Here is an 11,876-nt window from a genome sequence, read left to right on the forward strand (position 1 = left end):
TTGAATTTCAATCACATCTGGAGGTATCTCTCATGTCCGTTCGTCTTTACGTTGGCAACCTGCCTAAAGAACCCGTTGATCGCGATGAACTGCAAGCAATTTTTGCTGAAGCGAGTCCATCGGTTTCCACAAAAGTGATTAAAGATCGCAAAACGGGAAAATGTCGCGGCTTTGGCTTTGTCACCGTTCCCAATGATGAGTTGGCTGAGCAAATTATTGAGCAATTCAACGGTCACGTCTTTAAAGACAGCACCTTGAAAATCGAAAAAGCCCAGCCCAAGTCAAAAAGTGCCAGTGAGGAGGAATCTCGCCCATCTGGAGGTGGTGGTAGTGCTCCTGGACGTCGGGGAGGGGGTAATAAAAAATCCAAACGGAGTTCTTCCCCCTCCCAAACACCCGATTCTGGTTCAGTTCAACCTGACCCCCGGTGGGCGGCTGATTTGGCAAAACTCAAGGAACTTTTGGCGGCACAACCGAATAATTCCTAGAGTTGGTCTGAATCAAAAGTCAAACCCACTTAACTCGAACACAGACAAAGGCGGCGTTAGAAAACCCGCGCTAACCGTAGGACACGGTAAAGGCAGATGATTGTGCTAAAAATTTACCGTGTCCACCTTTGTTGCCAAATTCCAGGTAACTTTGATCGCTAAATCTCTACCGACAGTGATACTCTTACTTTTGGGGTGACCCCTGAAATCTGGGCATCGTTAAACCAACGATGAAATATACCCAATCCTGAGTAATTCACAACGAAGAAGGAGATTTTAGTATGAGTGCAGAAACTGACCCCGTTAAGCTGATGAAGCAAGAAGTCGGCAAAGCGGCGGCTGAACGGGTGAAATCTGGGACGATTGTTGGCTTAGGTACAGGTTCAACGACGGCTTATGCAATTCAGTATATCGGCGATCGCATCAAAAAAGGCGACCTGAAGGATATTAAGGGGATTCCCACATCATTTCAGGCAGAGGTTTTAGCTAAAGAGCATGGTATTCCCTTAACTAGCTTAGATGCCGTAGACCATATTGATGTTGCCATTGATGGCGCTGATGAAGTTGATCCGCAAAAGAATTTGATCAAAGGCGGTGGTGCAGCGCATACTCGTGAAAAAGTTGTGGATTCTCTAGCCGCTCAATTTATTGTGGTTGTCGATAGTGGTAAGCTGGTTGAGCGTCTAGGTTCAACGTTTAAACTGCCTGTAGAAGTTATTCCCATGGCTTATGCACCTGTGATGCGGGCGATTGAGAAATTGGGGGGAAAACCCGAATTACGCATGGGGGTCAAGAAAGCTGGACCCGTCGTAACCGATCAGGGAAATATGGTGATTGATGTTACCTTTGATTCTATTGATAACCCAGGTGAATTAGAAAAGACACTTAATAATATTCCTGGTGTTTTAGAGAATGGTTTATTTGTCGGTGTAGCTAATGTGGTGCTAATCGGTGAAGTGAAAGATGGTAAACCGCTAGTGCGCGAGATGTAATCGGTTATCCCCATACCAGCAAAATTTGGGTGAGTATCTGGAAAGGCGGACTTTTATCTGCCTTTTTTTATCTCTTCCACAATCACCTGTTTGCCAATGGAATTTTTACTATAAATTCAGTTCCTTGCTCAGGAGTTGAAGTGCAATAGATTTGCCCTTTGTGTTTTTCCACGACAATCTGATGGCTAATTGATAATCCTAAACCTGTACCGCTACCGACAGGCTTGGTGGTAAAAAATGGGTCAAATATTTTTGGCATAATATCTTCCTTGATACCCGAACCATTGTCGGAAATTCGGATAACAATAAAGTCATTTTTCGCTTTTCCATCCTCCGTGGTTGGTTGTTTGAGTCCAGAATCTACCTCAGTAGAGATAGTAAGGAATCGTGGTGAAGGTTGGTTTTCCAAAGCATCGATCGCGTTATTCAGAATATTCATAAATACCTGATTCAACTGACTGGCATAACAGGTTACTAATGGCAATTGACTATAATGTTTAATCACCTGAATCCCTCGGCTATTACCTGCTGTCTTGAATCGGTGCTGTAAGATTACCAGGGTGTTATCAATGCCTTCATGAATATCAACCCGCTTTATTTCTTTTTCATCCAAGCGGGAAAAGTTTCTTAAGGATAGAACAAGGGCACGGATGCGATCGGTGCCAACTTCCATCGATTTGAGCAGATTTTGCCAATCGTCGAGTATAAATTCTAGGTCAATTTCTTCAATAAGTTGTTGAAGTTCTGCTGTGGGAATGCTATAGGTCTTTTGGTAAGTCTGAATCAGACGAATTAAATCTTGAAAATATTCCTTAGCGGGGGTCAGATTACCATAAATAAAACTGACAGGATTATTGATTTCGTGTGCCACACCTGCGACCATTTGCCCAAGACTGGACATTTTTTCGCTGTGAATTAATTGAGCTTGGGTGCGTTTTAGTTGATTTAAAGTGAGTTCCAAATCTAAGGCTTGTTCTTGAGTCTTTTGCAATAATTGAGCCTGCTGTACGGCGACGCCAAACTGAGTGGCTATCTGCACCACAACACTAATTTCTGATTCTCGCCAAGGGCGAGGACTAGAATTTTGATAGATGGCGAGTAATCCCCAAAGTTTTTGACCACAAAATATAGGCGCATTGATGTAGGCTTTGGCTTGAAATCGTTCCAGGAGATTGATATAACAGGGGGTAAATCCAGCTTGATAAATGTCGGCGACAACTCGATAGGTTACGCCTTGGCTATAAGCACCGCCTTGAGTGTCTTTGAGATAAGTATCTTGTAGCGAGTCATCGGATGGGGGATTGGATACACAAGGGTTTTCTGAACCATCCCAGGTTTTGATGATACAACGTTCTGATTCTAGAGCATCGGCTTTGAGAGACGGATCATTTTGCTGTTCCGTAGTCAGACTCACCCAGCCATCCGCCACAGACTCAGCCACAAACTCGCCACTCCAATCGGGATTGAACCGATAGATGGCGACGCGATCGCATTCCAAGACATGGCGCAATTCTTCTGTTGTCGTTGTGAATATTTTGTTAGTATCGAGGGTTTGACGCATTCGTTGCAAGACAGTCGCGATCGCACTCTCCCGCAACGCACTCTCCCGTAAGGCTTCCTCTACCCGTTTGCGCTCAATTGCTGTAGCAATGATATTGGCAATTGCTTGCAAAAAGTAAATATCATCGTCCGTAAATTGGCGTTTCTGGGTAGTATACACCCCTAACACACCAAAGGGTTGGTTTTGACCCGGAATTCTCATACTCATCCCACTGACAACGCCGTGTTCCTGGAGTAAAGGTGACTCCTGAAATCGTGTCTCTGTGCGTAAGTCTGTGACAATAATTGGTTCCCTACAGAGCAACGTATAACCCGCTTGAGACTCTTTTTCAATCCTCACCGTGGCTTGACCAACTAATCCCCTTTTCCAGCCGAATCCTGCTAAAAGAAGTAACTCCTCTCCATTCGGTAAACGTTCCAGAATTTTGCAATAGTCTACATTCAAAGTTTTAGCAATCAGGGTAACTGTCCAATCCATTAAGATGGATAAATCTGCCTCAATTAATGCCTCTTGACCCAGTTGCGCGATCGCGGCTTCTTGGCGTTGACGAATTTGCCAGGCTGCTTCGGCTTGTTTTCGCCCAGTGATATCACTCACCCGTACCAAATGCATTTTCTGACCCGCTACATCAATTGCTCGAACCGCCAAGTTTCCCCAAAATACGTTACCTTTTTTACTAATATATTCTAACTCTTGATGCCAATATCCGTACTGCTTCACTTCATGGGCGATAAAATGGAGTTTTTCAGCCGTAAACCTTTCTTTCTGTAGGAGATGTCCCTCTGTATTGAGTAACTCTTGCTTGTGTTTGGCTTCAAAGAGTTCCATGGCACGGCGATTACAATCTAAAATTAAAAGGGTTTCTGCATCAACTATAAATATTGCATCAGCCGATTCATTAAATATGTATTTAAATAAATCTTGAACACGAGAGTCTTCTTGGGCTTTAGTAGCAGAATGGCAGATTAGCTTAGTTATCCAAGGGGCGATCAGCATGACTATCCCTGTCGTACTCACGAATAGTCCTAGACATAAAATAATCGTCGTGGGCGTGTTAAGATTTTTAGGCGACAGAAACTTGTTAATTTTAGCTAAATTTAACTGACTATAAGCATTGCCGATAAAATTTGGGAGAGTCTGGTCTACTCTAGAGGGCTGTATAATGTGCCTACTGGGTAAATTGCTCTGACTGAGATAAATAGTATTCACAGGGATAGGATGAATCAGAGCAGGAGTAGCTGAGTCAGTAGGGAGGGGCGACTGGACGCGATCGCGAGTGTCATGATGTAATTGAGAAGCCACCTCATTGACGGTTTGTCCATTGCTGAAAGCCAAATATCCCACTAACCCTACTATCGCGGCAATTGACACGACAAAGGGGATAATCAAGATGGTTTCCAGAGACCTTTGTCTCAACTCCTGACCAATGAGGTGGTAAAGTATTCTAATACACATAAGAAGTGCAGATGCGAGCAAAACCACACTTCAGATTAACATTCCTGATTAGGGTCAGGTAGTATTGCGCGAATGCAGTAGCCATCAGCAGCAGACATGGGAACCGAGTATCTGAATCAAAAGTATTTCAGTATACTAATTCAATTTTATTGTCTATAAATCCTAAATTTTACTTTATTTTATTGGATTTATCATCAATTGAAGATCTAGAAGATCTATATAATGCCCTTGTGCCATCTGCCTTATTTACACCAAATCACTCAATTGGATAACTCCAATGGGTGATGTGTACATGAGTACGCCTGCCCTATCTTAAAGAAAGGCTATATCTATCCCCACTCCAGCCTCCCCCCCAAGAGGGTATCTATCCGTACCTTTTCCCTCCTGAACAGAATTTTCGGATTCCCCCCAATCAACCGCCTGGTCAAGAGTGCGCTACAATGTAAAGTAGTGTTAAGGAAAGTAACCCGATATTCATTAAGTTATCTTTACAAAACTAGCGACCTCGAGCCGTAAAAGAGGAATAACCGTGACTCAGACAGCCCCAAATCCCAACCAGAAAACCCAATTAAATCTTTCCCCTATCCCTAAGCCTGCCGAACTCAAACAGGATGTCGATGTCGTCTTCTATGTCCCTGACGCTGAACCTGACCCCTTTGAGCAGGATGCAGATGGCTATGTCGTACCTGAAACTCACAAATCTAACCCGGGTTGGCTATCTGGAGGAAAGGGGCTGTTTTTAGGCATCGGCATTGGTGTCCTCTTAGCCTTAGGGGCTAACCGTTTAGTTTCTTCTCAACAGTCAGACGCACCCACAGCAGCACCCCCTGTCGCCACCTCATCTGCCCCTAGCCAGAGCGTAACCGTAGCCCAAGTGGCATCAGAAAGCGTCAGCCGCAGCTTAGACGCCACCGGAAGCGTTGCTGCTTTTGAGATGAGCCCAGTTATGTCTCAGGCGACAGGCTTACAGATTCAACAGGTATTAGTAGAAGAAGGGCAGGTTGTCAAAGCGGGACAATTATTAGCCCGTCTTGATGATTCGGTGCTTCAGGCACAATTAAATCAAGCCCAAGCCTCCGTTGCTCAAGCCGAAGCCCGCCTCGCGGAACTTCGGGCAGGTTCCCGTAGTGAAGAAATTGCCCGTGCTAAAGAAGCCGTCAGCAGCGCTGAATCTGCCGTTACCGCCGCCGAGTCAGACTTAGAATTAGCCAGAACACGGGTTGAGCGCAATAAAATACTCCAATCTGAAGGTGCCATCGCCCGCGATCGCTTAGATGAAGTCTACAATCAAGAACGCAGCACCCGTTCCCAACTCGAACAGGCACAAGCCCGGTTACGAGAAGCAAAGCAGCAACTTGCCCAGCTCGAAGCAGGACCTAGGCGGGAAGTCATTACCCAAGCCGAAGCCCAACTGGCACAGGCACAGGCACAAGTGCAATCCACCATGGCACAACTCAACAACACGCGAGTCGTTGCCCCCGTCAGTGGTAAAATCGCCGAACGCGATGCCCGTGTGGGAGATGTCACCTCCCCCTCCCAAACTCTATTCAAAATAATCGAAAACGGACGCCTAGAACTGGTTGCCAACGTTCCCGAAACTCAACTTCCCCAAATTCGTCCGGGACAATCAGTGATCATTACCTCAAACGCCGATAGTAGCTTAAAACTATCGGGCAAGGTTCGGGAAATTGACCCGATGGTGGATGAAGCATCCCGTCAGGCGAAGGTGAAGATCGATTTACCCGCCTCAGCCTCATTAAAACCGGGCATGTTTTTACGGGCATCGATTACCACCTCAGCCTCCCAAGGGCTAACCCTACCCGCCAAAGCGATACTGCCCCAAAGTGACGGCAGTGCGATCGCCTATATCCTGCAACCCGATAACACCGTCAAAGCCCAGCCTGTTGAGGTGGGAGAACCCCTCGGTGATAATCGTGTTGAAATTAAAAGTGGGTTGTCTGGGAGCGATCGCGTCGTGGTTAAAGGTGCCGCTTATCTCAAAGATGGCGATAAAGTTAATGTTGTCAACTGATTGGGTCAATACCAGAAAAAACTGATATCTGTAAAAGCCAATGAAAATAGAAGCAATCAAACTAGAACTGATTCAGTGGATTTTATTAGTACAAGATGTTCAACTTTTAAATGAAATCCAGACTATAAAAAAACATTCAGTGGGACAGATAATCCCTGATAAACCCCGTCAATTTGGTTGTGGTAAAGGTATTTTTATTTATGTGGCTGATGATTTTGATTCAACACCTCCAGGTTTTGAAGACTATATGCTACCATGAACTATATAATTGATACTCATATACTGATTTGGTTTGTCGAAGGCAATACTAAGCTTTCTCAACAGGCACAAAAATTAATTGCTAATCCTGCCAATAACATTTATGTCAGTCAAGCTAGCTTATGGGAAATGACCATTAAAATTAGTATCAGTAAGTTGTCTTTGTCAATTTCTTTATCTGAATTAGAACTATTGCTAATAAATAATCAGTTTCAAATTTTAGACACTAAGTTTAGTCATTATGAAGTATTGCAGCATTTGCCCTTTCATCATCAAGATCCTTTTGACCGCCTAATTATCGCTCAGGCAAAAGCAGAAGATTACATTATCGTTACCAACGATAATCGCTTCAAACTGTACAATGTTAAATTGGTGTAAGGCGCTTGCATCGCAACTACAAACGAAGTTTATGTCTTTCCACCTCTCCGCTTGGTCAATTAAAAAACCAGTTCCTACTGTCGTCTTATTCCTAATTTTGGGCATCTTTGGTTTGGTGTCCTTTTTTCGGTTAGGAATTGACAGTAATCCAAATATCGATATTCCCGCCGTGATGGTAACGGTTACCCAACCCGGTGCAGGACCCACAGAATTAGAAACTCAAGTCACCAAGAAAATAGAAGATTCGGTGGCGGGGTTGGGAAACATTGATGAACTCACCTCAACTGTGACGGAAGGGATTTCTACCACTACCGTTAGCTTTGTCTTGGGAACCGATAGCGATCGCGCCACGAATGATGTGCGGAATGCCGTTGCCCAAATTCGCCAAGATTTGCCCCAGGATGTGAATGAACCGATTGTCAAGCGTCTAGAATTTGCTGGCGGTTCAATTATGACCTACGCCGTGGCATCTGAGACGCGATCGGTGGAGCAATTAAGCGATTTAGTCGATCGCACGATTAGCCGCGCCCTCCTGAATGTACCCGGTGTAGCTCAAATTGACCGTTTGGGCGGTGTGGATCGGGAAATTCGAGTTGACCTTGATCCGAGTCGTTTACAAGCTTACGGAATTACTGCCACCCAAGTCAATGATCAAATCCGGAATTTAAATATTGACTTACCCGGAGGGCGGGGAAATGTTGGCGGAAGTGAGCAAAATATTCGGACTCTGGGAAGTGCCAAGACGGTTGCGGAATTAAGAGGGTATCGGATTGTTCTCCCCAATGGCGCGACGGTTCCCTTATCCAGTTTAGGGGAAGTAGAGGATAGTTTTGCCGAACAGCGACAGGCGGCGTCTTTGAATGGGGAATCAGTCGTGGCTTTTTCGGTGCTGCGGAGTACAGGTAGCACTTTAGTCACCGTGGAAGAAGGGGTGCGTGAGGCGGTTGCCGAATTGCAGGGAACCCTACCAAACGATGTGAATCTTGAACTGATTTTCACCCGTGCTGATGCGATTCGGGATTCCTATCAAGCCACCATTGATGCCTTAATTTTAGCCTGTATTCTCACCGTTATTGCCGTTGGATTGTTTTTGCGGGATTGGCGAGTGACGCTGATTACAGCTACAGCTTTACCTCTGTCAATTATTCCCACATTTGGGGTGATGAAAGCCCTCGGTTACACCCTAAACGGGATGACTCTCTTAGCCTTAGCTTTAGCTGTAGGTAACTTGGTCGATGATGCGATTTGTATGATTGAAAACATCGACCAACATTTAGATATGGGTAAAAAGCCCTTTCCAGCCGCATTAGATGCCTCACGAGAAATTGGTTTAGCTGTGGTGGCGACAACAGCAACCATTGTGGCAGTGTTTATTCCTGTGGCATTTATGGGGGGTATACCGGGTCAGTTTTTCCAACCCTTTGGCGTCACTGTTGCTGTATCCACCATGTTTTCTACCCTGGTGGCTTGTACCATGACACCAATGTTGAGTGCTTATTTGCTTAAACCGAAAGGGAATAGGCAAAAGGGAACCGGAAAAAAACGGATTCACCCTTACCGCAATATCCTCAATTGGGGATTGCGCCATCGGATTACGACTTTATTAATGGCGGTTGTCTTCTTTATCGCTAGTTTACAACTGGTGCCGTTAATTCCCAAGGGGTTATTTGATAGTGGCGATACGGGCTTGAGTACGGTGATGGTTGAACTACCACCCGGATCGACCCTGAGTGACACAAAAGATATCATGGCACAACTCAACCAATCGTTGCAAGAAAATCCGGCGGTTGAGAAGGTTTTTACTACGGCGGATAATATCAATTCGGGTACAGTCTACGCCAACCTGATCCCCCAGGATGAACGCGAGGTTTCTCAGCAGGAATTTGAACAAGAGATGCGCCAGGTGTTCCGAACTATTCCAGGGGCGCGGATTAGTTTCCAAAGTCAAGGTGCTGGGGGAGGAGGTAAGGATTTATCGATTGTTCTCAAGAGTGAAAATGCCCCCGCCTTGACGCAAACGGCGGAAAGCTTGGAAAAGCAGATGCGGGATATTCCAGGATTGGTGGAAGTTACCTCTAGTACCAGTTTAGTTAAGCCGGAAATTGTGATTCAGCCTGATCCAGAACGGGCGGCGGATTTGGGTGTTTCTGTGGGCGCGATCGCTCGCACGGCATCCTTGGCTTTAATTGGGGATAATGAGTCGAATCTGGCAAAGTTTGATTTAGCAGATCGGCAAATTCCGATTCGGGTACAACTTGACCCGGAAACTCGCGAAGATATTAGTACCCTGAAAAATTTACAGGTTCCCAGTCAAAATGGGACTCTGGTGCCCATTAGTGCGGTTGCTGATATTCGTTTGGGGAGTGGTCCTGCCCAAATTGACCGTTTTGATCGCAATCGTCAGGTATCGGTAGAGGCAAATTTAGAAGGAATTGCCCTGGGAGATGCGTTAGAAAAGGTGAAAGCATTACCTGCTATGAATCCCCTCCCGCCAGATGTGGCTGAGGAACCGGCTGGGGATGCCAAGATTATGCAGGATATTTTTACCCGGTTTGCCACCGCATTAGGGGCGGCGATTCTCTCGATTTATGCTATTTTGGTCTTGCTTTATAACAATTTCTTGTATCCGTTTGGGATTTTAGTGGCACTACCGTTATCGGTGGGTGGGGCGTTACTGGGGTTGTTAGTGACGCAGAAAGAATTGGGTTTGTTTGCTTTGATTGGCATTGTTTTGCTGATGGGATTGGTGACTAAAAATGCCATTTTGTTAGTAGACTTTGCTTTAGCCGGGATGCAGGAAGGGAAACCCCAGTTTAAAGCGGTAGTGGAGGCGGGGGTGTCTCGGTTACGTCCGATTCTGATGACTTCAGTTTCCACGATTGCTGGGATGATGCCCATTGCCTTAGAATTAGGGGCGGATGGCGAGGTACGCAGTCCCATGGCGATCGCGGTAATTGGTGGGTTTACGACTTCAACCCTGTTAACTTTGGTGGTGGTGCCGGTGTTATTTACTTATGTGGATAACTTGTATCACTGGATTCGGGGGTTATTTGGGGGGAAGAAAAAGCCGGTGCAGTTATAGCGCTACGCACCAGGGTTTCCTTGATAAGGGTTTAACAAAACGCTACTTTAGTAATGTTAGATGAACGTAGGGGAGTACAGGTCGCTACTGGCATTATCTTTACTAGACTAAGAAGATGGGGTTTTAGAGACAATCTGGGCAGGTTTTGTTGCTCGGTTATCGGTCATTGGTTATATGGAGGTGGGCAATGCCCACCCTACAGAATTATTATTGCTCTAGTTGCTGTTGAATCGCATATTCCTATCTATCCCGATCGGAAGACGCGATCGCACATCCATTCAACCCCGATAACCGAGGGACAGGGCGACCCGATCCTCTGTAGGGGCGGGTTTTACTACTATCTTTTCGGTTGCACCTCAATGTGAGTAAACCCGCCCTGTTTCTCTAGTTGTTGATTAAGCCAAGCGGGTCGCCCCTACATGAGGATTACAGGGGTTGGACAACTGGTGGAATGGAAATGCAATTATCCACCTGTTAGAAGATGTGCGATCGCATCAAACCGATAAGATGTAGTAAGTAAGTCGGTGGAAATAAACTCAACACTCCACCAGTTCTGTAAGGAGTTCTCAAACCCTTACAAATAACGAAGGACAAATGACGAATGAATCCCCAGTTGTCGCCTAAAAAAGCATTACTTTTAGTCAACCGTCAGTCTCGTCACGGACAGGAGCATCTATCGGAAGCCCTGGATCAACTTAAGCAATTGGGTGTGACTTTACTGGAAGAATTAACCGAAGATCCACTAAAGCTTCCGGAAATAATCCGTCACTATCAACATCAGGTAGACCTAGTAATCATTGGTGGTGGTGATGGTACGCTTAATGCAGCGATAGAGGGGTTAGTGGATACTCAGTTACCCTTAGGCATTTTACCCTTGGGAACGGCGAATGATTTGGCGCGGACGTTGGAAATTCCCGTTGATTTACTGAAAGCTTGCGAGGTGATTGCTAAAGGTCGATCTCATAAAATAGACTTGGGCTTGGTTAATGATAAATACTTTTTTAATGTTGCCAGTTGTGGATTGAGTGTGCAAATTACTCAGTCCCTTACCAAAGAAGCCAAAAGTCGCTGGGGAGTTTTAGCGTACCTAGCTACAGCGTTAAAGGTGATTTGGCACGCGCGTCCTTTTCGGGCAGAAATTCGCATGAATGGAGAATCAATTCAGATTAAAACGATTCAAATTGCCATCGGGAATGGGCGACATTATGGTGGGGGAATGACCGTGTTTCATGATGCCAAAATTGATGATCAGATGCTGGATTTTTACAGTCTGGAAATGCGTCGTTGGTGGCATATTTTATCTATGCTACCTGCGTTATGGCAGGGGCGTCACACGGATTTACCCGGCGTCCGTACTCTCCATGGTACAGAATTTGAGATTTATACTCGCAAACCTCGTTCTATTAATACGGATGGAGAAATTACTACTTCTACGCCAGCAAAATTTAGCCTGATTCCACAAGGGATATCTGTTTTGGTTCCGCGATCGCCGTGATTGGGAATTGATGATTGGGGATTGGGAATTGGGGATTATTGGGAATTGATGATTGGGGATTGGGAATTGGGGATTATTGGGAATTGATGATTGGGGATTGGGAATTGGGGATTATTGGGAATTGATGATTGGGGA

General features: G+C 45.4%; 8 protein-coding genes. 7 read left to right on the forward strand and 1 reads right to left on the reverse strand.

From position 1 onward, the window contains the following. The first annotated feature begins 32 nt into the window (after nucleotides 1–32). Together RIM23_RS12560 and rpiA are read left to right on the forward strand one after the other, a co-directional pair. Nucleotides 33–488, forward strand: a complete 456-nt coding sequence (locus tag RIM23_RS12560) for an RNA recognition motif domain-containing protein (protein ID WP_446339214.1) — start codon at nucleotides 33–35, stop codon at nucleotides 486–488. A 281-nt stretch (nucleotides 489–769) separates the two neighbouring features. Further along, a complete protein-coding gene (gene rpiA, locus RIM23_RS12565) occupies nucleotides 770–1,480 on the forward strand; it encodes a ribose-5-phosphate isomerase RpiA (protein WP_446367528.1) in 711 nt (236 codons plus the stop codon). 82 nt (nucleotides 1,481–1,562) lie between these two features. On the opposite strand, the gene RIM23_RS12570 is transcribed toward rpiA, so the two are convergent. After that, nucleotides 1,563–4,496 carry a GAF domain-containing protein gene (locus tag RIM23_RS12570; protein WP_446367530.1) on the reverse strand — a complete coding sequence of 978 codons (2,934 nt, stop codon included), beginning with the start codon at nucleotides 4,494–4,496 and terminating at the stop codon, nucleotides 1,563–1,565. Nucleotides 4,497–5,079: 583 nt separating this feature from the next. Here RIM23_RS12570 and RIM23_RS12575 point away from each other — a divergent pair. The 5 genes from RIM23_RS12575 (at nucleotide 5,080) to RIM23_RS12595 (ending at nucleotide 11,741) form a co-directional block, all read left to right on the forward strand. Next, a complete protein-coding gene (locus tag RIM23_RS12575; protein ID WP_446367544.1) occupies nucleotides 5,080–6,528 on the forward strand; it encodes an efflux RND transporter periplasmic adaptor subunit in 1,449 nt (482 codons plus the stop codon). A 40-nt stretch (nucleotides 6,529–6,568) separates the two neighbouring features. Beyond that, a complete protein-coding gene (locus RIM23_RS12580) occupies nucleotides 6,569–6,787 on the forward strand; it encodes a hypothetical protein (protein ID WP_446367532.1) in 219 nt (72 codons plus the stop codon). Then, complete coding sequence (locus RIM23_RS12585; protein WP_446367533.1) at nucleotides 6,784–7,164, forward strand: type II toxin-antitoxin system VapC family toxin; 381 nt, start codon at nucleotides 6,784–6,786, stop codon at nucleotides 7,162–7,164. The genes RIM23_RS12580 and RIM23_RS12585 overlap by 4 nt, the downstream gene beginning before the upstream one ends. A gap of 31 nt (nucleotides 7,165–7,195) precedes the next feature. After that, the gene (locus RIM23_RS12590) at nucleotides 7,196–10,246 is read left to right on the forward strand and encodes an efflux RND transporter permease subunit (RefSeq protein ID WP_446367535.1); all 3,051 of its coding nucleotides are present in this window, start codon (nucleotides 7,196–7,198) and stop codon (nucleotides 10,244–10,246) included. A 601-nt stretch (nucleotides 10,247–10,847) separates the two neighbouring features. Next, the gene (locus tag RIM23_RS12595; RefSeq protein ID WP_446367537.1) at nucleotides 10,848–11,741 is read left to right on the forward strand and encodes a lipid kinase; all 894 of its coding nucleotides are present in this window, start codon (nucleotides 10,848–10,850) and stop codon (nucleotides 11,739–11,741) included. The last annotated feature ends 135 nt before the right edge of the window (nucleotides 11,742–11,876 follow it).

Origin of the sequence: Coleofasciculus sp. G3-WIS-01, assembly GCF_040223135.1 — a bacterium.
Lineage (GTDB): Bacteria > Cyanobacteriota > Cyanobacteriia > Cyanobacteriales > Coleofasciculaceae > Coleofasciculus.